The following is a 22,808-nucleotide window of genomic DNA, read 5'->3' on the forward strand; positions in this document are numbered from 1 at the left end:
GCGATCTTGTGCGCACACAGCGTGCATGCTGATGCTTTTACAGCTCTGCCGAGGGGGACGGCGGACGTCTGCACTCGGCGAGGCAAGGGGGAAGACAGGCCCATGAGGCTCTGCTTTCTGGTGGAGGAACACTACCGGCACGACGGCATGCCGCTCGACGTGGTACGCCAGCTCACCGCGTGGGGGCACCGGGTGGACGTGCTGCGCCCCGGGGACTCGCTGCTGGCGATCTCCGAGGCGGTCCGGGCCGGCAGCCACGACGCCTGGGTGCTCAAGACCGTCTCCGGCGGCCCCGGGCTGACCCTGCTGGAGGCGGCCGCCGCCGTCGGTCTCACCACGGTGAACGACGTGCGCTCGATCCGCGGCGTCCGGGACAAGGCGCTCGCCGCGGTGATCGGCCGTACCCGCGGGCTGCCCGTCCCGGTGACGTACGCGGCCGCGCGCTGGGAGCGGCTGGCGGAGATCCCGGCCGCCGAGTACCCGCTGGTGGTCAAGCCCGCCGACGGCAGCTCCGGGCGCGCCGTCCGGCTGGTGCGCAGCCCCGACCACCTGCTGGAGGTCGGGCCGGAGCTGGCCGGGGAGGGGCTGCTGATCGCGCAGCCGTACGTGCCGAACTCCGGGACCGACCTCAAGGTGTACTGCGTCGACGGCGAGTTCTACGCGACGGAACGTTCCTCTCCGCTGCACCCCGGACAGGGCGTCCGGGAGCGGCAGGTGCCGCTGCCGGGGAGCGTCGCACGGATCGTGGCGCAGGTCGGCGAGGTGTTCGGGCTCGACCTGTACGGGGTCGACGTGCTGCTCGGGCCGGACGGGCCCGTGGTGGTCGACATCAACGACTTCCCGAGCTTCCGGCAGGTGCCGGACGCGGTCGCCCGGGTCGCCCGGGCGGTGCTGCGGCTCGCACGCAGCGGCACCGCCGTGTCGGTGCCCGGCGAGCCCGCCGCGCTGGTGAACGCGGGTGGCGCCGCGTACGGGCAACTGGGCTTCGGCGAGGGGGAGTTGCTGTGAGGGTCGGGCTGATCGCCGGGGATCCGGCGCACCCGGTGCTGGCGGCGACGGCCGCACTGCTGGTGGAGCGGGGGCACGAGGTGGTGGCCGTCCCGCCGGTGGAGCCCGTGGACGGGGGCGGTCGGCGCGCGGCCGGGGACGGTGAGTACGCGGGCGGGGACGGTGGATGCGCGGGCGGGGACGGCGGGCTCGCGGACGTCTATCTGCTGAAGGCCCGGACGCCCCGGGCGCTGGCGCTGGCCGGGGCGTTGGAACGGCGGGGCGCGCCCGTGGTGAACTCGGCGGCGGCGACCGAGCTCTGCCAGGACCGGGTGCGGATGGCCGACCTCGCGCGCGCCGCCGGGTTGCCCTTCGCGGCGACGGTCGACGCCGGTCGGCTGGGCGAACTCGCCGATCCGGCCTACCCGTTCGTGGTCAAGAGCCGGCGCAGCAGGCGTCACGACCTGGTCGCTCGGGTCGACGGCCCGGGCCGGCTGCGCGAACTCGCCGAGCAGTGGCCCGAGGAACCCGTCGTCACCCAGCCGTTCGTCCCCGGGACCGGCTGGGACCAGAAGCTGTGGGTGATCGACGGACGGGTGTTCGCGGCCCGGCGGCGGTCCGAGCTCGCCTCCGCGTCGGGACGGTCGGGGCCGGCCGAGGACTGGGAGCCGCCCGCCGACCGGGCCGCGCTCGCGCTGCGGGTCGGCGAGGTGTTCGGGCTCGACGTGTACGGGGTCGACCTGCTGGACGGGGCGGCCGAGCCCGTCATCGTGGACGTCAACGCCTTCCCCGGCGTCCGGGGCCGGCCCGGCGCGCCCGAGGCGCTCGCCGAGCTCGCGCTGCGGGTCGCGGCGGAGCGGGGGCGGGCGCTCGTGGCGGGTGGGTGGTAGCCGGGCGGGTCGGCGGGCGTCGTCGTCGGGCGGGCCGGGTCGTTAGGCTGGCTGGCGCCCCGACCGGCCGGGGCGTACGGCGAGAGAAGACGGAACGTTGCTGCAGGACATCGAGCCCTACCTGGCCTGCCCCCTCTGCGCGCAGGCCCTCACCCGGCACGACCGCAGCCTGCGCTGCCCCGCCGGGCACAGCTTCGACCTCGCCAAGCAGGGCTACGTCAGCCTCCTCGCCGGTGACGCCCACACCGGCACCGGGGACACCGCGGAGATGGTCGCCGCCCGGGCGGACTTCCTCGCCGCCGGGCACTACCGGCCCATCGCGGACGCCCTCGCGCAGGCCGCGGCCGCGGCTGCCTCCGCGGCCGAGGTGCCGGGTGGCGGGCCGGACGGGCTGGTCGCCGACCTCGGTGCCGGTACCGGTCATTACCTGGCCCAGGTCCTGGACGCCCTGCCGGACCGGGTCGGAGCCGCGCTCGACATCTCCAAGTACGCGCTGCGGCGCGCCGCCAAGGCGCACCCGCGGATCGGCGCCGTGGTCTGCGACGCCTGGCGACCGCTGCCGCTGCGCGACGCCTCCGCCGAGCTGATGCTGAACGTCTTCGCGCCGCGCAACGGGCCCGAGATCCGCCGGGTGCTGCGCCCCGGCGGCACCCTGCTGCTGGTCTCGCCCACCGCCCGCCACCTGCGCGAACTCGTGGACGCGCTGGGGCTGTTGTCGGTGGACGAGGAGAAGCAGCGGCGGATCGACGAGAAGCTCGGACCGTACCTGACGCCCGCCGGGCGGCGGGAGGTCGAGTTCACCCTGCGGCTCGGCCCGCAGGACGTGCGCACCGTCGTCGGCATGGGGCCCAGCGCCTGGCACACCGATCCGGAGCGGCTCGGTGCCGCGCTCGCCGCGCTGCCGGACCCGGTCGAGGTGACCGCCTCCGTGACGGTGGCCGCGTACCGGCGCTGAGGGCGTGCGGGGACGCCGCAGGGGCGCTTCCGCGCGGGTTCCGGGGATCCTTCGGGGGGGGCGTTCCGGGGCGGTTGTGCGCCCGGTCGGGGTGGATGGTCAGCCGGTCGGGGTGGGGCGCCTCGTTGGGATGAATCTGCCGAGCAGGCACGTTTCTGCCGGTCGGCCTGCGGCTAACGTCCGACGGGTGAACCGCGACGCCACCAGGCCCGCTGGGCGGGCCCCCCTCCGACCGGGTGCCCCGGGGCCCGACCGGTCGCCCGTGCCACGCCCCACCGTCGAGGAGCTCCGGCTGACCTCGTTCAAGTCCTACCGGCGCGCGGTCCTGCCCCTCGCGCCCCTCACCGTGCTCCACGGGCCCGCCGGGGTCGGCAAGTCCAACGCCCTCGACGCGCTCGCGGTGCTGTCCCGGCTCGCGCTCGGCGAGGAGATCGCCGACTCGCTGGACGGGCTGCCCGACCGCACCGGACCGCTCGCCCTGCCCGTCCGGGGCGGCCTGGCCGGCTGCGTGCCGCACGGACGGGACGCGATCATCCTCGGCTGCACCGTCCGCTCCCCGCACGGCCGGATCCGGCTCGACGTCGTGATCCGCACCGACGGCCCGGTCCGGATCGCCCGGGAGTCGCTCACCCTCGGCGGCCGGACCCTCGTGGACACCGGCGAGCAGGACCTCCGCAGCCACCGGGTCAACGTCTGCTGGCACAACGACACCCGCCAGGGCGACATCCGGGCGCCCTTCCCCAGCGGCACCATGATCACCGCGCAGCTGCCGCTGCGGGTCGCGGGCTCGTCGGCCGGCGAGTGCCTGGTCCTGGCCGCCGCCGAGGACCTGCTCACCGCGTTGCGCGAGGTCTTCCCCCTGCACCCCGTCCCGGCCCTGATGCGCGGCTGGGCCACGGCCGACCCGCAGGCCCGGCTGCGCGGCAACGCCGCCAACATCTCCGCCGTCATCGCCCGACTCAGCGAGGAGTGCCAGCGCCGGTACGGGCAGCTCCTGCGCGTCGTGCAGTCCGCCGCGCCGCACCCGCTGCTCGGGCTCACCGTGGCCGAACGGGAGACCGACGCGGGTGTGCGGCGCGTCCTGGCCGTCTTCGACGAGGGCGTCCTCGGGCGCACCGGGGCCGACCAGGCCTCCGACGGCATGCTGCGCCACCTCGCGTTCGCCGCGGTGCTGCTGACCGGGGCCGGGGTGCTCGACCTCGACGTGGCCGCCGAGGTGCCGTGGGCGCAGCGGCAGCTCACCGTGCTGGCCGAGGACCTGGGAGCCGGGCTCTCCACCGAGCAGACCGCCACGCTGCTGCGGCTGGCCCGGGACATGGCGGAGCGCAGCCAGCTGCGGGTGCTGGCGGCGCTGCAGGAGCCGACGGCGGTGCGGGCGGCGCTGGACGCGGGCGGCGCGCGGTCGGGCGGGGTGCTGGTGGTCGAGTGCCGACGCGATCCGGCCTCGGGGTTCACGGTGCTGCGGCCGGAGACGGTCCCGGCACCGGGCCGGGTGCCGGCCCAGGGCGGGCGCGGGGAGGCGGCCGACGGGGACGTGGTGGTGGGGGACGCGGTGCCGGCGGAGGGCCGGGTGGCGCAGGGCCGGGTGGCGCAGGGCCGGGCGGTCGAGGGCGTCGGGCCGGTGGTGGAGGGGCCCGGGGCGGTGGCGGGCGGCGATGCGGTAGACCTTGAGGGGTGAGCGAACGAGTGACGGGACCGGGGGAGCCGACCCTGGAGGACCTGCGACAGCGGCTGGTGGACTTCGCGGCAGCCCGGCGGTGGCAGCCCTTCCACACGCCGAAGAACCTGGCGGCGGCGCTGTCCGTGGAGGCGGGGGAGCTGCTGGAGATCTTCCAGTGGTTGACGCCGGAGCAGGCGGCCGCGGTGATGGCCGAGCCGGAACGCGCTCACCGGGTGCGCGACGAGGTCGCGGACGTCCTGGCGTACCTGCTGCAGTTCTGCACGGCGGTCGGGGTGGAGCCGCTGGAGGCCCTCGCGGCCAAGATCGAGCGGAACGAACTCCGCTTCCCGGTGCCGGACGGGCCGGCTGACGTCGACGGGAGCGACTGACGTCGACGGGCCCGACTGACGTCGACGGGCCCGACTGACGCCTACGGGACCGACTGACGTCAACTTGAGTGTGGCGAACCACTCTTGTGGGGGACGAAAGTTATCCACAACCCCTGACTTGTCCACAGGTTCTGACAAGGCGGATGCGGCTTCGCGCTCCGCCTCGCACGCTGTCGCCGTGACCACCCGGGGCCGCCACCGCGGCGGCCCCGGGTCGACGGCGACAGCGAGCGAGAGGAGCGGTGGCCATGCAGGCGCTGCGACTGATCAAGACGGCCCGGCACGCGCTGGCCGAGGCCAGGCACGTACCGGATGTGCTGGCCGAGGCGCGACAGGCCGCGCTGCTCACCGAGGCGGTGGGCGTCCGGCTGGCGGAGTCGGAGGACGAGGAGCTGACCGGGCTGGGTCAGCAGCTCGCCGAGGCCGGGGCGCACGCGGCGGTCTGCCTGGACCGTTCCGTCGTCCGCGCCGCCCTGGTGGGCGGGGGCCGGGCCGCGCGGCTCACCGAACTCGGCGAGCCGGCCGAGGCCTTGGGGGCGCTGGACGGGCTGCTGCAGGAGGTCGGGGAGACGCTCGTCGTGCTGGCCTGCGGGGCCGACACCGAGAGCCTCTACTGGACGTGCATCGACGGCGTCGACGCGATGTCGGAGTGCAAGGACCTCACCGGGCGGCTGCGCGAGGCGGCGGAGCGGGCCGGGGTAGCGGAAGGTACTGCGCTCGGCGGGGCGGAGCCCGAACCGGCCGACTGCGGCTCGCCGTTACTCGTCGTCCGGCTCGGCCCGCCCGACGGCGACAGGGCACGGGTAGACAGGGCACGGGGCGACGGCCAGTCGGGGGCCGACGGGCCTCCGGACGACGACGGCCCGCCGGGGGTGGTCGGGCCGTCGGAGCGGGAGCGGGCGGCCGGCTACCGGGTGCCCGGTGCGGCCGGGGTCTCGGAGGTGTCGGTGCCGGTCGGATAGGTACAGGGTTCGGCGTCCCGGACGCCGAAGGCCTGCAGCGCGGCGAGGTCCGCGGTGACCGAGGCCAGCAGTTCCTGCATCTGCTCCAACAGGCTCGTGGGGGCGGCGGGCCCGGCCCAGACGCCGTCGGCCGAGCCGGTAGGGCTGCTCGGGAGCTGCGGCGTGGCAGAGGGTTCGGACATGGCGGGACCTCTTCGGATCGGTGGTGCGGTGTGCCGCAGCGACCAACGAACCGTTCCGACACCCGGTCACCGCCGACCACCCGATGCGGTCCGACTCCGGTGCGCGGTAAGCCTCTCGGGTGAGCCGGGGTTGCCACCGCACCGCCGTCTGGGCTAGGCGCGCCGCCGTCCGAGCCAGGCCCGGCGGAAGACCGGAAGGAGCGGAAGGAGAGCGGAAAGGGGGAAAACCCACCCCTTGCCACTCTCAACGTATAGCGCACAGGGGGTCTTGCGGCAAGGCCCCCGTGGTGGCGCACAATCGCAGGCCTCAGATCGGAGCTGATGCCATGAACCCCCTGACCACCAGCGCGTTCGACCTTCCCGACCGTCTCGCAGCCAAGGCCGACCCGGCGTTGATCGGTGGCGACGAGCGGCACTTCGCGGCCATCGCGGAGAGCCTGGAGGGGACGATCGCCGAGCTGTCCGACCGCCTCGACGCCCTGCGCCGGGCGCCGGGCGGCCTCGGTCGGGAGGCGATGGACCGGGACATCGAGGTCCACAAGCTGACCGGGCGGCTGCGAGCCCTGCGTCGCTTCGGTCTGGACCTGTGCCTCGGCCGCGTCGTCGGTGCGGACGACCCGGAGCCGGTGTACATCGGGCGGCTCGGCCTCACCGACAGCGAGGGGCGCCGGCTGCTGGTCGACTGGCGCTCGCCCGCCGCCGAGCCCTTCTTCGCGGCGACCCACGCCGACCCGATGGGTCTGGTCAGCCGGCGCAGGTACCGCTGGACCGGCGGCCGGATCGGCGACTACTGGGACGAGGTGTTCAGCGCCGAGGCCCGGGAGGGCCACGCCGCGCTGGACGACCAGTCCGCGTTCATCGCCAGTCTGGGCGGCAACCGCTCGCCCCGGATGCGGGACGTGCTGGCCACCATCCAGTCCGACCAGAACGCCATCATCCGAGCCGGCTCCCGGGGCGCCCTGGTGGTCGACGGCGGGCCGGGCACCGGCAAGACCGTGGTCGCGCTGCACCGCTCCGCGTACCTGCTCTACTCCGACCCGCGGCTCGGCCACCGGCGCGGCGGCGTGCTGTTCGTCGGCCCGCACCAGCCGTACCTGGCCTACGTCGCCGACGTCCTGCCGAGCCTCGGCGAGGAGGGCGTGCGGACCTGCACCGTGCGGGACCTCGTCGCCGAGGGGGCGCAGGCACGGGCCGAGGCCGATCCGGAGGTGGCCCGGCTGAAGTCCTCGGTCGACATGGTGAAGGCGATCGAGAAGGCCGTCCGGTTCTACGAGGAGCCGCCCACCGAGGGGATGACGGTCACGACGTACTGGTCCGACCTCTGGCTGAGCGCCCAGGACTGGTCCGACGCGTTCGACGCGCCGGATCCGGGCACCCCGCACAACGAGGCGCGCGAGCAGATCTGGGAGGAGCTCGCCACGATCCTGATGGACAAGCTGGACACGGACGAGGAGGAGGTGTCACCCGAGCTGTTCCGCCGCTCGCTGCGCCAGGACCGGGAGTTGGTGGAGACCCTCCACCGCGCGTGGCCGCTGCTCGAAGCGGCCGATCTGGTCGGCGACCTCTGGTCGGTGCCCGCCTACCTGCGGATGTGCGCGCCCTGGCTCGACCCCGAGCAGGTCCGCACGCTGCAGCGCAAGGACGCCCCCCAGGCCTGGACGCTGTCCGACCTGCCGCTGCTGGACGCCGCCCGCCAGCGGCTCGGCGATCCGGAGGAGGTGCGGCGCCGGCGCCGGCGCGAGGCCGCGGCCGCCGCGGAGCGCGCCCGTATGGCCGATGTCATCGGCGACCTGCTGCAGGCGGACGACGACGGCGAGGGCGCGGTGACGATGCTGCGCGGGCGGGACCTGCAGGACAGCCTGGTGGACGAGAACGCCCTGCCCGTCGCCGATCCGGAGCCGCTGGCCGGCCCGTTCGCGCACATCGTCGTGGACGAGGCGCAGGAGCTGACCGACGCGGAGTGGCAGATGCTCCTGCTGCGCTGCCCGTCCCGGAGCTTCACCATCGTCGGGGACCGCGCGCAGGCCAGACACGGCTTCAGCGAGTCCTGGCAGGAGCGGCTGGAGCGGATCGGGCTCGACCGCACCACGGTGGCCTCGCTGAGCATCAACTACCGGACGCCGGAGGAGGTCATGGCCGAGGCCGAACCCGCCATCCGGGCCGCGCTGCCGGACGCCAACGTGCCGACCTCCGTCCGCAGCAGCGGCGTTCCCGTCGTGCACGGGTCGGTGTCGGAGCTGGACGCGGTGCTGGACGGCTGGCTCGCCGAGCACGCCGAGGGCGTGGCCTGTGTGATCGGTGCCCCCGACTTCCGGGCCCGGCCGCAGATCCGGTCGCGGGTCCGGTCATTGACCCCGGAGCTGTCGAAGGGGCTTGAGTTCGACCTGGTGGTCCTGGTCGATCCGGAGGCCTTCGGGGACGGCGTCGAGGGCGCCGTCGACCGCTACGTCGCGATGACCCGGGCGACCCAGCGGCTGGTGGTCCTCAGGAGTTCGTGAGGCCGGAGGAGGCCGAGAGCGGAGGAGGCGGAGAGCGGAGGGGACGGAGAGCGGAGTGGAGAACGAAGGAGACGGAGGCCGGAGAAGGTGGAGAGCGAGGCGGCGGACCGGTGGCCCGGAAGCACGATCGGGGCCCGGCACCCGCGGCGCCGGACCCCGATCAGGCCTCAACGGCCCCTGTCCACAGGTCAGTTGTGGGCGTGCAGATCGGCGTTCAGGCCGCCCCAGGAGCCGGAGCGGGCGATGACCTCGACCGCGCCGGTCTGCGAGTTGCGGCGGAACAGCAGGTTGTCCTGGCCGGACAGCTCGACGGCCTTGGCCACCGTGCCGTCGGGGGTGGTGACCCGGGTGCCGGCGGTGACGTAGAGGCCGGCCTCGACCACGCAGTCGCTGCCGAGCGAGATGCCGATGCCCGCGTTGGCGCCGAGCAGGCAGCGCTCGCCGACCGAGACGACCTGCTTGCCGCCGCCGGACAGGGTGCCCATGATCGAGGCGCCGCCGCCGATGTCGCTGTGGTCGCCGACGACGACGCCCGCGCTGATCCGGCCCTCGACCATGGAGGTGCCCAGCGTGCCGGCGTTGAAGTTGACGAAGCCCTCGTGCATCACGGTGGTGCCGACGGCCAGGTGCGCGCCGAGCCGGACGCGGTCGGCGTGGGCGATGCGCACACCGGACGGGGCGACGTAGTCGGTCATCCGCGGGAACTTGTCGATCCCGTACACGGCCAGCTGGCCGCCCTGGGCGCGCACGGCGAGGCGGGCCTGCTCGACCTTGTCCACCGGGACGGGGCCGATGCTGGTCCACGCGACGTTGGCCAGCAGGCCGAAGATGCCGTCCAGGTTCTGGCCGTGCGGCTTGACCAGACGGTGGCTGAGCAGGTGCAGGCGCAGGTACACGTCGTGCGTGTCGAGCGGCTTCTCGTCCAGCGAGGCGATGGTGGTGCGCACGGCGACCACCTCGACGCCGCGGCGCGCGTCGGCGCGCAGCGCCTCGGCCGCGCCGGCGCCGAGCTCGGCCTCGGCCTGCTCGGCGGTCAGGCGGACGGTGCCGGCCGGGCCGGGCTCGGCGGCCAGCGCGGGGGCGGGGAACCAGGTGTCGAGGACGGTGCCGTCGGCGGCGATGGTGGCCAGACCGGTGGCCACGGCGCCGGTCACCGGGGAGGTCGATTCGAGGGAGGTGGATTCAGCAGTCACATCGTGCACGTTAACCAATCCGGGGCTCCGGTGCCGAACACGACCACCGTCCGGACATGCCCGGCGGATGTCCCGGCCACCGGGGCGCCGGGCGGGAAAACCCGGTGCTCAGCGGCCGTTCGCTCGGCAATACTTCGGCGGGTGTTCATGTCGATCTCCACCACCGGCAGCGCCGAGGACCCGGCCACGGATCTCGGGTTCCTGCTGCACAAGCATCCCGGCAAGGTCCAGCGGTTCACGACGTCGCACGGCGAGGCCCACGTCTTCTACCCCGAGGCGGGGGACGAGGTCTGCACGGCGGCGCTGCTGCTGGACATCGACCCGGTCGCGCTGGTCCGCAAGGGCCGGGGCGACGGCCGGGGGCGGGGCGGCTCGCCCGACTTCGCGCTCTCGCAGTACGTCAACGACCGCCCGTACGCCGCGTCCTCGCTGCTCGCGGTGGCGCTGCGGACGGTGTTCCGGTCCGCGATGAAGGGCGACTGCCCGGCCCGCCCCGAACTGCCGGGCCGGGCGCGTCCGCTGCGCATCGAGCTGCCCGCCGTGCCCGCGAACGGCGCGGGCGAGGGCGGCGGTCCGGCGATGGTGTCCCGGCTGTTCGAGCCGCTGGGCTGGCGGGTCGAGGCGGCGGCGATCCCGCTGGACGAGGCGTTCCCGGAGTGGGGCGACTCCCGGTACGTGCGGATCGCGCTCACCTCCGGGACCGTCCGGCTCGCCGAGGCGCTCCAGCAGCTGTACGTGCTGCTGCCGGTGCTGGACGGCGCCAAGCACTACTGGGTCGCCCCGGACGAGGTGGACAAGCTGCTCGCCGCCGGCGAGGGCTGGTTGGCCACCCACCCGGAGCGTGCCCTGATCACCCGTCGCTACCTGGCGCGGCGCTGGTCGCTGACCCGGGCCGCGATGGAGCGCCTGGAGCTGGCCCGGCTCGCCGAGGCGGACGACCGCGAGGTCGAGGAGATCGACAACGCGGTCGACGACCGCCCCGAGGAGGAGGCCGGCCCGGGAGCCGCCGGGGACGACCCGCAGCACCCCGCACACCGGCAGTACCCCGGGCATCCGCAGCACCCGGGACACCCCCAGCACCCCGGGGACCTCGGGCCCGCGGAGCCGGAGCAGCAGCCGCGTCCGCCGTCCCTCGCCGAGCAGCGCCGCGGCGCGATCCTCGACGCCCTGCGGGAGACCGGCGCCGCCCGGGTCGCCGACCTCGGCTGCGGCCAGGGCGAGCTGATCGGCGAGCTGCTCAAGGACGCCCGGTTCACCGAGATCCTGGGCGTGGACGTGTCCGTGCGGGCGCTGCAGGCGGCGAACCGCAAGCTGCGCCTGGAGCGGCTGCCCGAGCGGCAGGCGGCCCGGGTGAAGCTGGCGCAGGGCGCGCTGACCTACACCGACGCCCGGCTGAAGGGCTTCGACGCGGCGGTGCTGTGCGAGGTGGTCGAGCACCTGGACCTGCCGCGGCTGCCCGCCCTGGAGTACGCCGTGTTCGGCGCCGCCCGTCCGCGGGCCGTCGTGGTCACCACGCCGAACGCCGAGTACAACGTGCGGTGGGAGACCCTCCCGGCGGGCCGCGTCCGGCACGCCGACCACCGCTTCGAGTGGTCCCGCGCCGAGTTCCGGGCCTGGGCCGAGAAGGTCGCGGCCGCCTACGGCTACACCGTGGTGCTGCGCCCGGTCGGCCCGGTGGACGAGGAGGTCGGCGCGCCGACCCAGCTCGCCCTGTTCACCACCGCGGCCCCGAGCACGACCGCCGCACCGGCGACCGCCGCACCGGCGACCGCCGCACCGGCGACCGCCGCACCGACGACGCCCGAAGGAGGCGAACCCCGATGACCGACGTCACCGCCGACGAGACCACCGAGCGCACCGCACCCCGCCGCCTCCCCGTCACCGACGTCTCCCTCGTCGTCCTGATCGGTACCAGCGGCGCGGGCAAGTCCACCTTCGCCCGCCGTCACTTCCTGCCCACCCAGGTGGTGTCCTCGGACTTCTGCCGCGGCCTGGTGTCCGACGACGAGAACGACCAGTCCGCCTCCGCCGAGGCCTTCGACCTGCTGCACTACATCGTCGGCAAGCGTCTGGCGGCCGGCCGGCTGACCGTGGTGGACGCCACCAACGTCCAGCCCGAGGCCCGCCGCCAGCTGGTCCGGATCGCCCGCGAGCACGACGTGCTGCCGATCGCGATCGTCCTGGACGTCCCGCCGGGGGTGTGCGCCGAGCGCAACCGCTCCCGTCCGGACCGCCAGCTGCCCGCCCACGTGATCCCGCGCCAGAACCGCGAGCTGCGCCGTTCGCTGCGCGGCCTGGAGCGCGAGGGCTTCCGCAAGGTGCACGTCCTGCGCGGCGAGGCCGAGGTGGCGTCGGCCGAGATCGAGCTGGAGAAGCGGTACAACGACCTGCGCCACCTGACCGGCCCGTTCGACATCGTGGGCGACATCCACGGCTGCCGTTCCGAGCTGGAGACCCTGCTGACCCGCCTCGGCTACTCCCTGACCCGGGACGCCGGGGGCCGCCCGGTGGACGCCGCGCACCCCGCCGGCCGTACCGCCGTCTTCGTCGGCGACCTGGTCGACCGCGGCCCCGACACCCCGGGCGTGCTGCGCCTGGTGATGGGCATGGTCGCGGCCGGCCACGCGATCTGCGTGCCGGGCAACCACGAGAACAAGCTCGGCCGGGCGCTGGACGGCAAGACGGTCACCGTCTCGCACGGTCTGCAGGAGTCGCTGGACCAGCTGGCGGGGGAGTCCGAGGAGTTCAGGACCGAGGTGCGCGCCTTCATGCGCGGCCTGGTCAGCCACTACCTGCTGGACGGCGGCGCCCTGGTGGTCTGCCACGCCGGCCTTCCGGAGAGGTACCACGGCCGCAACTCCGGCCGGGTCCGCTCGCACGCGCTGTACGGGGAGACCACCGGCGAGACCGACGAGTACGGCCTGCCGGTGCGCTACCCGTGGGCGGAGGAGTACCGCGGTCGGGCGCTGGTCGTCTACGGCCACACCCCGGTGCCGACGGCGAGCTTCGTCAACAACACCGTCTGCCTGGACACCGGCTGCGTCTTCGGCGGCAGCCTGACCGCGCTGCGCTACCCGGAGCGCGAGCTGGTGAGCGTCGATGCCGAGCGCGAGTGGTACGCCCCGGTGCGCCCGATGATCACCGACGCGCCCGGGGCCAGGGAGGGCCGCCCGCTGGACCTCGCCGACGTGGCCGGGCGCCGGGTCGTCGAGACCGGCCTGCACGGGCGGGTCGCCGTCCGGGAGGAGAACGCGGCGGCCGCGCTGGAGGTGATGAGCCGCTTCGCGCTGGACCCGCGGCTGCTCGCCTATCTGCCGCCGACCATGGCGCCCAGCGCCACCTCCCGCCGGGACGGCTACCTGGAGCACCCGGAGGAGGCCTTCCTCGCCTACCGGGCGGACGGCGTGCGGCACCTGGTGTGCGAGGAGAAGCACATGGGCTCGCGCGCGGTGCTGCTGGTGGCCCGGGACGGGTCCGCGCTGGAGCGCCGCTTCGGGGTGGCCGGTCCGGGCGCGATCTGGACCCGCACCGGCCGGGCGTTCCTCGACGACGACGGGCTGACCGCCGCCGTGCTGGACCGGGTGCGGGCGGCCGCCGAGCGCTCCGGGCTCTTCGAGGAGCTGGGCACCGACTGGCTGCTGCTGGACGCCGAGCTGATGCCGTGGTCGCTGAAGGCGGTGGAGCTGCTGCGCCGCCAGTACGCGGCGGTCGGCGCGGCGGCGGGCGCGGCCCTGCCGGAGGTGCTGTCCGCCCTGGAGCGGGCGGCCGGGCGCGGGCTGGACCTGGCCGGGCTGACCGACCGGCAGCGGCAGCGCTCCGCGGACGCGCGGGCGTTCACCGAGGCGTACCGGCGCTACTGCTGGCCGACCGAGGGCCTGTCGGGCATTCGGCTGGCGCCCTTCCAGCTGCTGGCCGCCGAGGGGGCGAACCTCGCGGTGCGCCCGCACGACGAGCACCTGGCCCGGATCGACCGCCTGGTGGCGGCCGACGACGGGGAGCAGCCGGTGCTGCACCGCACCGGCCGGATCCTGGTGGACACCGAGGACGAGGCCTCGACGGCCGCCGCCACCGCCTGGTGGGAGGAGCTGACCGCGGCGGGCGGCGAGGGCATGGTGGTCAAGCCGCTGGCCTCGCTGGTGCGGACCTCGCGCGGTGAGGGCCGTCCGGGCGGGTTGGTGCAGCCCGGGGTGAAGGTGCGCGGCCGGGAGTACCTGCGGATCGTCTACGGCCCGGACTACACCGAGCACCTCGACCGGCTGCGGCAGCGTGCGCTGGGCCACAAGCGCTCGTTGGCGCTGCGCGAGTACGCGCTGGGCCTGGAGGCGCTGGACCGGCTGGCGGCCGGGGAACCGCTGTGGCGGGTGCACGAAGCGGTGTTCGCGGTGCTGGCGCTGGAGTCCGAGCCGGTCGACCCGCGGCTGTAACGGCGCGGGGCCACGGGCCGTTACGGCCACGGGCCGCAGCGCCCCGGGCCATGGCGCCCCGGGCCACGGCGCCCCGGCCCACGGCGCCGCGCGGCCGCAGCACCACGGGCCACAGGACCGCGCTGGGGGAGTCCCGCAGGACGGGACTCCCCTCACCCACCCCACGTCTGTATAGAAATTCCGGTCATCGTATACACTTGCCAGCCATCCCCTTGTCCCGTCACCCCAGGAGCCCGGCATGGCCTTCAACCTCCGGAACAGGCACTTCCTCAAGGAGCTCGATTTCACGCCCCAGGAGTTCCGCTTCCTGGTGGACCTCGCCGCCGGCCTCAAGGCGGCGAAGTACACGGGGACCGAGCAGCCCCGGCTGCGCGGCAAGAACATCGCGCTGATCTTCGAGAAGACCTCCACCCGCACCCGCTGCGCCTTCGAGGTCGCCGCCCACGACCAGGGCGCCACCACCACCTACCTGGACCCGTCGGCCTCGCAGATCGGCCACAAGGAGTCCATCAAGGACACCGCCCGGGTGCTCGGCCGGATGTTCGACGGCATCGAGTACCGCGGGCACGGCCAGGAGGTCGTGGAGGAGCTCGCCACGCACGCCGGCGTGCCGGTCTGGAACGGCCTCACCGACGAGTGGCACCCCACCCAGATGCTGGCCGACGTGCTCACCGTCACCGAGCACACCGTCAAGCCGCTCACCGAGGTCGCCCTCGCCTACCTGGGCGACGCCCGCTCCAACATGGGCAACTCGCTGCTGGTCACCGGCGCGCTGCTCGGGATGGACATCCGGATCGTCGCCCCGCGCGTCCTCTGGCCGACCGAGGACGTGCAGAAGTCGGCGCGGGCCCTGGCCGAGTCGACCGGCGCCCGGATCACCCTGACCGAGGACGTCGCGGAGGGCGTGGCCGGCGCCGACTTCCTCTACACCGACGTCTGGGTCTCGATGGGCGAGCCCAAGGAGGTCTGGGCCGAGCGGATCGAACTGCTCAAGCCCTACCAGGTGTCGATGGACACCGTCCGGGCCACCGGCAACCCGGCCGTGAAGTTCCTGCACTGCCTGCCGGCCTTCCACGACCTCGGCACGGTGGTCGGGCGGCAGATGTACGAGGCGACCGGCATGACCGAGCTGGAGTGCACCGACGAGCTGTTCGAGTCGCCGCACTCCATCGTGTTCGACCAGGCCGAGAACCGCCTGCACACCATCAAGGCGGTCCTGGTCGCCACCCTCGGTTCCTGACCCCGGCGGGGTCGGGGAACCCCGGGAGCCGGACGGGCCCTACTTCTCCAGCTTGACGCAGGCCACCCGGTCGCCCGCCGCGTGCGGGCCGGCCGGGGTGCCCGCGTGCAGCACCAGCGAGCGCGCCTCACCCGGCCGGGGCTGCCAGTCCACCGCGGCCGTGGCGGTGCCCCCGCCGTGCTCGTCGGTGCGGAGCACCAGCCGCAGCTCGTTGCGCTCGTTGGCGTACGCGGGATCGGTGGACGGCTGCACCGGGTCGACCACGGCCTGGTAGTGCGGTCCGGAGGAGGCCGGATCGGCCCCGCAGCTCCGGGTGTGCAGGTGCGCCGGGAACTCGTGGTCGGCGGCGAGCCCGGACACCGTCAGGGTGAGCACCGTCCGCCCCGGCACCGAGCGGTCGGTGACGACCCGGACGTGCGAGCCGTACGGCACCAGGTCGTCCGCGTAGCTGATCGCGGCGGGCGGGACGAAGGCGGTGGCCGGGTCGAAGTCGGCCTCGACGGCCGAGACCGGCGGGACGGCGGGGGCGAGCAGGGCCAGCGGCAGCAGGGCTGCGGCGAGCGGAGCGGGCATCGGTCGGGCCTTCCACGGGCAGGGCGACGGTCACCCTGCTAACGGCACCCGCCGGCGGAGGACACCCCCGTGGCCCTCCGTACCGCCGACAACCGCCGACAACCGCCGACAACCGCCGCCAACCACCGACGCTACCGACTCGCGCCCCGAACTCCGCCGGCCGCCCCGCGCCGAGTCGGCCTGCCTCAGGTCGCCGCAGGCCCCTCAGACCGCCGCAGGTCTCCTCAGGCCGGCTCGCGCCGGATCCCCCGGATCTCGCAGCGCGGCCCGCTGGCCCGCATCAGCCGCAGGTCGGCGGTGACCAGCGGCGCCCCGTACCGCTCGGCGACCGCGACGTAGGCGGCGTCGTCCGGGGTCAGGTTGTCCTTGAGCTCCCAGATCCGGCCGAGCAGCGGTGCCACCTCGACCTTGCGGATCGCCACCGCGGCCAGCTCGCCGGTGAGTTCGGCGACCCGGTCGGCGGTCAGCTCCTTGGCCAGGTAGAGGCCGCGCAGCGACTGCATCACCTCGACCACGATGTGCTCGGGCGCCAACCACTCCCCGTCGGAGGCGAGTTCGGCCCGGGCGGCGGCTCCGCGCGGGCCCTCGTCGGCCAGCGCCAGTACCAGCGCGGACGCGTCCACCACGATCACCGGAGTCCCCTCTGCCTGTCAGGTCCGGGGCCACCGTACCCGGACCGCCCGCCCGTGGACTCAGCCGGCGGAGGCGGCGGCGGAGGCGGAGGGGCCGCCGGAAGGGTGGTCCCGACCGGGTGAGTCGTCGTGGAACGGCCGGACGGCCTCCTCGGCCCGCTGGGCCTCCTCCGGGGTGATCCACTCGTGGAAGCCGGTGGCCATCGCGGCCGCCTTGAGCTGGTCGAGGGTGAGCGGCAGCCCGTCCCGGATCGTGCCGCCCTTGGCCGCGCCCGCCACCTCGGCGGTGTTGAGGGCGGTGACCGTGACCCGGGTGTGGTCCGGGCGCAGCAGGTTGGCGGTCCGGGTGAGGGTGTCGCCGACCGCGGACTCGGTGAGCTTCAGGTGGCTGCCGTCCGGAAGCACGGCGGCCGAGCAGGCCCGGATGTTCGGCCCGGTGGTGGTGGCGCAGCCGTAGTCGTCGTCGTAGCCGATGACGAACGGGTCCCGCCCGGGGCCCGGCGGGTAGGAGCCGGGGCGGTAGAGGGCGCCGATGCCGCCGTCGACCTCGACCAGGACCTGGGCCGGGCCGGTGCCGTCGTCGTACAGCAGGCTGCCGCGGGCGATGACGTTGGTCATGTCCGGTCCGGTCCAGCCGACGAGGTCGGCGTAGCCGGCGTAGTTCGAGGTGTGTGCCGGTGGCAGGGCCTGGGCGAGGGTGAGCACGGTCGCGTGGCCGGTGAGGGCCACCGCGCCCTGGTGGGCGCCGGTGCCGGGGGTGAGCTTCTCCGGGCCGTCGTCGGACTTCTGGAGCGGCTGGGGGAAGGTCCGGCCCGCTGTCGGCGAGGCGGTGGAGGTCGTGCCCAGGGCGGGGGTCGCGGTGGCGGAGCCGCCGGGCCGCAGGGCGAGCGCGCCGCCGGCGACCAGGACGACGGCCGCCGCGGCCGCACCGGTCGCGGTCAGCCGGCGGCGTCGCCGGATCGAGCGGCCGCGGGCGGCGGCGCCGGTGACCAGCGGCCCCAGCGCGGGGCCGACGCCCTCCATGGCGAGGTCGAAGGCGGCGGCGAGCTGCCGGTCGGCCGTGGTGGGGCCGTCCTCGCTCGGCCGGTTCGTGCTGGGCTCGTTCATGCTCTGGATTCCTTTCGGCGGCGAGTACGTGAAGGGCTCGGACGGGCTCAGGGGACGAGGAGCTGGTCGGCGGCCTGCGGTCCGAGCACCGCGCGCAGCCGGCCGAGGGCGCGCAGGGACTGGCTGCGCACCGCCCCCGCGCTGACGCCGAGTTCGGCGGCGGTCTCGTCGACGCTGCGGTCCTCCCAGTAGCGCAGGACGAGCACGGCCCGGTCCCGGGGCGCCAGTTCGGCGAGTGCGGTGAGCAGGGTGACGCGCAGGGCGGGGTCGCCTTCTGGGGCGATCCCCTCCGGCAGTTCGCCGAGGGCGGGCCGCTCGCCGGTGCGGCGCAGCCGGCGGTGGGAGAGGTAGGCGCGCACGAGGGCGCTGCGGGCGTAGGCGTCCTGGCTCTCGGCGCGGCGCACCTTGGACCAGGAGGCGTAGAGCTTGGCGAGGGTGGCCTGGGTGAGGTCCTCGGCGAGGTGCCAGTCACCGCACAGCAGCAGGGCGGTGCGGAAGAGGTGCTGCCCCCGGCTGTACGCGAACTCCTCGAACTCCGCGCTGTCTTCGGCTGCTCGCGTCTTCTTCCAGATCACTGCTGTCCCCTCGAACCCCGTGCTGACGTGGGGTCTGCACCCCCTGTGCCCGGTAAGACGCCTGAGGCCTGGCACCGCGTTACGGCCCGCCCGCGACGGACCTTCGAGAAGGGCCGCCGGCCCCACCTCATCCCCCGAGCAGGAACCCCCCGAGCAGGAAGCCGGCGAGCACCGAGGCGGCGTTGGCGGTGGCGGAGGCGGCCCAGGGGAGCGCGGTGCGGGCCGGCAGCCCGGTGAGCGGGGCCAGCAGGGCGCCCTCGACCAGGCAGACGCCGGCCTCGCCGAGCGCGAAGGCGGTCCAGTACGCTGCGGCGGGCCCGGCGGCGTACGGCCGCAGGGACCACCAGAGCAGCGGGTGCGTCAGCAGGTTGACGAGGACGGCGGCACCGGCGGCCCGGGTCGGCCGCGGGCCGCCGGCCCGGGTGAGCGCGGCGGTGTAGACGGGGACCTCGACCAGCAGGGTCAGGGCCAGGGCGAGGGCGTAGGGCACGGCGGGGATCGTGCCACGGGGAGGGGACCATGGCCACCGAGGTCGCAGCCGTACCGGCGTCGACGGTCCCGCCGCTGTGGCCCGCGCCCGGTCCGGCGGCCCGGCTGGGCACCGCGCCGTTCGCGGGTTTCGCGCTGGCGGCGGTCCTGGCGCTGACGCTGGCCCTGCGGGCGCCGACCGGCCTGGCGGTGCTGGGCCTGGCCGCCTTCGGCCTGCTGCACAACGTGCTGGAGCTGCGCTACGTGGCGGGCCGGTTCGCCGCCGTCCTGGCGGGCCCGCTGCTGCGGCTGCTGCTGGCGCTGGTGACGGGCATCGTGCTGTGCCGCCTGCTGCCGCCCTCCCGGGTGTCCCAGGCGGCGGAGATCCTGCTCGCGTACGGCCTGCTGGCGGCCGCCTGCCGGCACGGGCTGCGCTCGCGGCCGCGGCTGCTCGCCGGGAGCGCGGTGCTGCTGGCCGGGGCCTGTGCGGCCTCGCTCGCCTTCCCGGCGTACCACTTCGTGGTGCTGGCCCATCTGCACAACGTGGTGCCGCTGCTGTTCCTGGCCGAGTGGTCGCGCCGGCTGCGGCGCGGGCGGGCGGCGTTCCTGGTGCTGCAGTGCGGTTGGGTGCTGCTGGTGCCGGCCCTGCTGCTGAGCGGCCTGCTGGACGGTCTGCTGGTGCGGAGTCCGGGCGGCTGGACGGACCGGCTGGCCGCGGCCTACACCCCGCCGGCCTGGCTGACGCCGGAGGCGGGTCTGCGCTTCCTGGCGGTGTTCGCCTTCCTGCAGTCGATGCACTACGTGGTCTGGGTGTGGTTCCTGCCCCGTTACGCGCCGGAGGCGGCGGAGCGCTTCGACGCCCGGGTGCCCGCGCTGCGCGGGTGGCGGGCGTGGGCGCTGGGCGCGGGGGCCGGGGCGCTGCTGGCGCTGCTGTTCGCGGCGGACTACGCCCAGGGCCGGTCGCTGTACGCGGCGCTGGCGAGTTACCACGCCTACCTGGAGTTCCCGGTGCTGCTGACGCTGGTCCTCGGCGTCGGCGGGCGGGCGCGTACGGAGCGGAGCGCGGACGGAGCGGAGGTGAAGAGATGAGGACGATCCTGCTGGCGGACGTCGCCCCCTCGCCGGTCGGCGATTCGGGTGGTGAGCTTGTGGTGGTGCTGCTGATGGCAGCCGCGGTGGTGGCGGGAGCGGTCTGGCTGATCAGGCTGGAGCGCAAGCGGCGCGGCCCGGACGGCGAGTGAGCCACGGCATGCACTATGGTTTATCTCGACATCGAGATAACTGCCCCTTACGATATATCTCGACATCAAGATACTTGCCGAGAGGCGCGCACCGGCGATGCGGGCAAGGTCAGCCTAAGTAAGGCTGACCTTACCACCGCGTGGCGGCCGGATATCGCACGAAGCACCCAGAAGGAGTCAGTCGTGTCCGCGAACAGCTTCGACGCCCGCAGCTCGCTGCAGGTGGGCGACGAGTCGTACGAGATCTTCAAGCTCTCCGCCGTCGAGGGTTCCGAGCGGCTGCCGTACAGCCTCAAGGTGCTGCTGGAGAACCTGCTCCGCACGGAGGACGGCGCGAACATCACCGCCGACCACATCCGGGCCCTCGGCGGCTGGGACGCCGACGCCCAGCCGAGCCAGGAGATCCAGTTCACCCCGGCCCGCGTGATCATGCAGGACTTCACCGGTGTGCCGTGCGTGGTCGACCTCGCCACCATGCGCGAGGCCGTCAAGGAGCTCGGCGGCGACCCGGCCAAGATCAACCCGCTGGCCCCGGCCGAGCTGGTCATCGACCACTCGGTCATCGCCGACAAGTTCGGCACCAAGGACGCGTTCACCCAGAACGTCGAGATCGAGTACGGCCGCAACAAGGAGCGCTACCAGTTCCTGCGCTGGGGCCAGACCGCCTTCGACGAGTTCAAGGTCGTCCCGCCGGGCACCGGCATCGTCCACCAGGTGAACATCGAGCACCTGGCCCGCACCGTCATGGTCCGCGGCGGCCAGGCCTACCCCGACACCTGTGTCGGCACCGACTCGCACACCACCATGGTCAACGGCCTGGGCGTGCTGGGCTGGGGCGTCGGCGGCATCGAGGCCGAGGCGGCCATGCTCGGCCAGCCGGTCTCCATGCTGATCCCGCGCGTGGTCGGCTTCAAGCTGACCGGCGAGCTGCCGGCCGGCACCACCGCCACCGACCTGGTGCTCACCATCACCGAGATGCTGCGCAAGCACGGTGTGGTCGGCAAGTTCGTCGAGTTCTACGGCGACGGCATCGGCTCCATCCCGCTGGCCAACCGCGCCACCATCGGCAACATGTCGCCGGAGTTCGGCTCGACCTGCGCGATCTTCCCGATCGACGCCGAGACCATCAACTACCTGCGCCTGACCGGCCGTGACGAGCAGCAGCTCGCCCTGGTCGAGGCGTACGCCAAGGAGCAGGGCCTCTGGCACGACCCGTCGGTCGAGCCGGTCTACTCCGAGTACCTGGAGCTGGACGTCTCCACCGTCGTCCCGTCGATCTCCGGCCCGAAGCGCCCGCAGGACCGCGTGATCCTGGCCGAGGCCGCCGAGAAGTTCGCCGAGGCGCTGCCGGCCTACTCCGCCGAGGCCTCGAAGCCGACCGCCGTCACCGCCCCCGACGGCTCGACCTACGAGATCGACAACGGCGCGGTCGTGATCGCCTCGATCACCTCCTGCACCAACACCTCCAACCCCTCCGTCATGCTGGGCGCCGCCCTGCTGGCGAAGAAGGCCGTGGAGAAGGGCCTGCACGTCAAGCCCTGGGTCAAGACCACCCTGGCGCCCGGCTCCAAGGTCGTCATGGACTACTACGAGAAGGCCGGCCTGCTCCCGTACATGGAGAAGCTGGGCTTCAACCTGGTCGGCTACGGCTGCGTCACCTGCATCGGCAACTCGGGCCCGCTGCCCGAGGAGGTCTCGGCCGCCGTCAACGAGTCCGACCTCGCGGTCGTCTCGGTGCTCTCCGGCAACCGCAACTTCGAGGGCCGGATCAACCCCGACGTCAAGATGAACTACCTGGCCTCCCCGCCGCTGGTGGTCGCCTACGCCCTCGCGGGCAACATGAACGTCGACATCACCAAGGACGCCCTGGGCCAGGACGCCGACGGCAACGACGTCTTCCTCGCCGACATCTGGCCGTCCGAGCAGGAGGTCGCCGACGTCGTCGCCGGCTCCATCGACGAGGCCATGTTCGACAAGGGCTACCAGGACGTCTTCGCCGGTGACCACCGCTGGCAGTCGCTCCCGGTCCCGACCGGCAACACCTTCGAGTGGGACGCCGAGTCCACCTACGTCCGCAAGCCCCCCTACTTCGAGGGCATGGCCAAGACCCCGAGCCCGGTGACCGACATCGCCGGCGCCCGCGTCCTGGCCAAGCTGGGCGACTCGGTCACCACCGACCACATCTCCCCGGCCGGCAACATCAAGCCGGGCACCCCGGCGGCTCAGTACCTGACCGCCAACGGTGTCGAGAAGCGCGACTTCAACTCCTACGGTTCCCGTCGTGGCAACCACGAGGTGATGATCCGCGGCACCTTCGCCAACATCCGCCTGCGCAACCAGATCGCGCCGGGCACCGAGGGCGGCTACACCCGCGACTTCACCCAGGCCGAGGCGCCGGTGTCGTTCATCTACGACGCCTCGCAGAACTACCAGGCCGCCGGCATCCCGCTGGTCGTCCTGGCCGGCAAGGAGTACGGCTCCGGTTCGTCCCGCGACTGGGCCGCCAAGGGCACCGCGCTGCTCGGCGTCAAGGCCGTCATCGCCGAGTCCTACGAGCGCATCCACCGCTCGAACCTGATCGGCATGGGCGTCCTGCCGCTGCAGTTCCCGGAGGGCGAGAACGCCGACTCCCTCGGCCTGACCGGCGAGGAGACCTTCTCCATCACCGGCGTGACCGAGCTCAACGAGGGCCGCACCCCGAAGACCGTCAAGGTCAAGGCGGGTGACAAGGAGTTCGACGCGATCGTCCGCATCGACACCCCCGGTGAGGCGGACTACTACCGCAACGGCGGCATCCTGCAGTACGTGCTGCGCAGCCTGATCGGCTGAACC

Annotated in this window: 20 protein-coding genes; 13 read left to right on the plus strand and 7 right to left on the minus strand. The window is 74.1% G+C overall.

What is annotated here, in order from left to right; all coding sequences use genetic code 11:
- Positions 1-102: 102 nt before the first annotated feature.
- The 6 genes from ACIRD3_RS14555 (at position 103) to ACIRD3_RS14580 (ending at position 5,843) form a co-directional block, all read left to right on the plus strand.
- Entirely contained in the window at positions 103-1,008 is a 906-nt protein-coding gene (locus ACIRD3_RS14555) for a RimK family alpha-L-glutamate ligase (protein ID WP_402215603.1), read from the plus strand.
- Complete coding sequence (locus ACIRD3_RS14560; RefSeq protein WP_402215605.1) at positions 1,005-1,877, plus strand: RimK family alpha-L-glutamate ligase; 873 nt, start codon at positions 1,005-1,007, stop codon at positions 1,875-1,877. Before ACIRD3_RS14555 ends, ACIRD3_RS14560 begins: the two co-directional genes overlap by 4 nt.
- A gap of 97 nt (positions 1,878-1,974) precedes the next feature.
- Positions 1,975-2,832, plus strand: coding sequence for a putative RNA methyltransferase (locus ACIRD3_RS14565; RefSeq protein WP_402215608.1), 858 nt, complete (start codon positions 1,975-1,977; stop codon positions 2,830-2,832).
- A 262-nt stretch (positions 2,833-3,094) separates the two neighbouring features.
- Positions 3,095-4,510 carry an AAA family ATPase gene (locus ACIRD3_RS14570; protein WP_402215611.1) on the plus strand — a complete coding sequence of 472 codons (1,416 nt, stop codon included), beginning with the start codon at positions 3,095-3,097 and terminating at the stop codon, positions 4,508-4,510.
- Positions 4,507-4,881 (plus strand): nucleotide pyrophosphohydrolase, encoded by a 375-nt coding sequence (locus tag ACIRD3_RS14575; RefSeq protein WP_402215614.1) that lies wholly within the window; start codon positions 4,507-4,509, stop codon positions 4,879-4,881. The genes ACIRD3_RS14570 and ACIRD3_RS14575 overlap by 4 nt, the downstream gene beginning before the upstream one ends.
- A 248-nt stretch (positions 4,882-5,129) precedes the next feature.
- The gene (locus tag ACIRD3_RS14580; RefSeq protein ID WP_402215617.1) at positions 5,130-5,843 is read left to right on the plus strand and encodes a DUF6099 family protein; all 714 of its coding nucleotides are present in this window, start codon (positions 5,130-5,132) and stop codon (positions 5,841-5,843) included.
- Here the strand turns inward: ACIRD3_RS14580 and ACIRD3_RS14585 are convergent.
- A complete protein-coding gene (locus tag ACIRD3_RS14585; RefSeq protein WP_402215620.1) occupies positions 5,789-6,025 on the minus strand; it encodes a hypothetical protein in 237 nt (78 codons plus the stop codon). The genes ACIRD3_RS14580 and ACIRD3_RS14585 overlap by 55 nt on opposite strands.
- Positions 6,026-6,351: 326 nt before the next feature.
- Between ACIRD3_RS14585 and helR the strand changes: the two genes are divergently transcribed.
- A complete protein-coding gene (gene helR / locus ACIRD3_RS14590) occupies positions 6,352-8,523 on the plus strand; it encodes an RNA polymerase recycling motor ATPase HelR (protein WP_402215622.1) in 2,172 nt (723 codons plus the stop codon).
- Positions 8,524-8,711: 188 nt separating this feature from the next.
- Here helR and dapD read toward each other — a convergent pair whose 3' ends face one another.
- Positions 8,712-9,716, minus strand: a complete 1,005-nt coding sequence (gene dapD / locus ACIRD3_RS14595) for a 2,3,4,5-tetrahydropyridine-2,6-dicarboxylate N-succinyltransferase (RefSeq protein ID WP_402215625.1) — start codon at positions 9,714-9,716, stop codon at positions 8,712-8,714.
- Positions 9,717-9,863: 147 nt separating this feature from the next.
- On the opposite strand from dapD, the gene ACIRD3_RS14600 reads away from it, so the two are divergent.
- From ACIRD3_RS14600 to argF, 3 genes are all read left to right on the plus strand, one after another.
- The gene (locus ACIRD3_RS14600; protein WP_402215627.1) at positions 9,864-11,540 is read left to right on the plus strand and encodes a 3' terminal RNA ribose 2'-O-methyltransferase Hen1; all 1,677 of its coding nucleotides are present in this window, start codon (positions 9,864-9,866) and stop codon (positions 11,538-11,540) included.
- Complete coding sequence (locus tag ACIRD3_RS14605; protein WP_402215629.1) at positions 11,537-14,140, plus strand: polynucleotide kinase-phosphatase; 2,604 nt, start codon at positions 11,537-11,539, stop codon at positions 14,138-14,140. Before ACIRD3_RS14600 ends, ACIRD3_RS14605 begins: the two co-directional genes overlap by 4 nt.
- 238 nt (positions 14,141-14,378) lie before the next feature.
- Complete coding sequence (argF, locus tag ACIRD3_RS14610) at positions 14,379-15,380, plus strand: ornithine carbamoyltransferase (RefSeq protein ID WP_402215632.1); 1,002 nt, start codon at positions 14,379-14,381, stop codon at positions 15,378-15,380.
- A 39-nt stretch (positions 15,381-15,419) separates the two neighbouring features.
- Here argF and ACIRD3_RS14615 read toward each other — a convergent pair whose 3' ends face one another.
- From ACIRD3_RS14615 to ACIRD3_RS14635, 5 genes are all read right to left on the minus strand, one after another.
- Positions 15,420-15,953: a superoxide dismutase family protein gene (locus ACIRD3_RS14615; protein WP_402215634.1), complete on the minus strand. Its 534-nt coding sequence runs from the start codon at positions 15,951-15,953 to the stop codon at positions 15,420-15,422.
- Positions 15,954-16,177: 224 nt separating this feature from the next.
- Complete coding sequence (locus tag ACIRD3_RS14620) at positions 16,178-16,585, minus strand: type II toxin-antitoxin system VapC family toxin (RefSeq protein WP_402215637.1); 408 nt, start codon at positions 16,583-16,585, stop codon at positions 16,178-16,180.
- Positions 16,586-16,645: 60 nt separating this feature from the next.
- A complete protein-coding gene (locus tag ACIRD3_RS14625) occupies positions 16,646-17,692 on the minus strand; it encodes a hypothetical protein (RefSeq protein ID WP_402215640.1) in 1,047 nt (348 codons plus the stop codon).
- A 47-nt stretch (positions 17,693-17,739) separates the two neighbouring features.
- Entirely contained in the window at positions 17,740-18,267 is a 528-nt protein-coding gene (locus tag ACIRD3_RS14630; RefSeq protein WP_402215643.1) for a SigE family RNA polymerase sigma factor, read from the minus strand.
- Positions 18,268-18,394: 127 nt separating this feature from the next.
- Positions 18,395-18,757, minus strand: a complete 363-nt coding sequence (locus ACIRD3_RS14635; RefSeq protein WP_402215646.1) for a hypothetical protein — start codon at positions 18,755-18,757, stop codon at positions 18,395-18,397.
- A gap of 29 nt (positions 18,758-18,786) precedes the next feature.
- Between ACIRD3_RS14635 and ACIRD3_RS14640 the strand changes: the two genes are divergently transcribed.
- The 3 genes from ACIRD3_RS14640 (at position 18,787) to acnA (ending at position 22,805) form a co-directional block, all read left to right on the plus strand.
- The gene (locus tag ACIRD3_RS14640) at positions 18,787-19,824 is read left to right on the plus strand and encodes a hypothetical protein (RefSeq protein ID WP_402215649.1); all 1,038 of its coding nucleotides are present in this window, start codon (positions 18,787-18,789) and stop codon (positions 19,822-19,824) included.
- Entirely contained in the window at positions 19,821-19,976 is a 156-nt protein-coding gene (locus tag ACIRD3_RS14645; RefSeq protein WP_402215652.1) for a hypothetical protein, read from the plus strand. The genes ACIRD3_RS14640 and ACIRD3_RS14645 overlap by 4 nt, the downstream gene beginning before the upstream one ends.
- A gap of 183 nt (positions 19,977-20,159) precedes the next feature.
- The gene (acnA, locus tag ACIRD3_RS14650; protein ID WP_402215655.1) at positions 20,160-22,805 is read left to right on the plus strand and encodes an aconitate hydratase AcnA; all 2,646 of its coding nucleotides are present in this window, start codon (positions 20,160-20,162) and stop codon (positions 22,803-22,805) included.
- Positions 22,806-22,808 lie beyond the last annotated feature (3 nt).

This window comes from Kitasatospora sp. NPDC093550, assembly GCF_044764985.1.
Lineage (GTDB): Bacteria > Actinomycetota > Actinomycetes > Streptomycetales > Streptomycetaceae > Kitasatospora.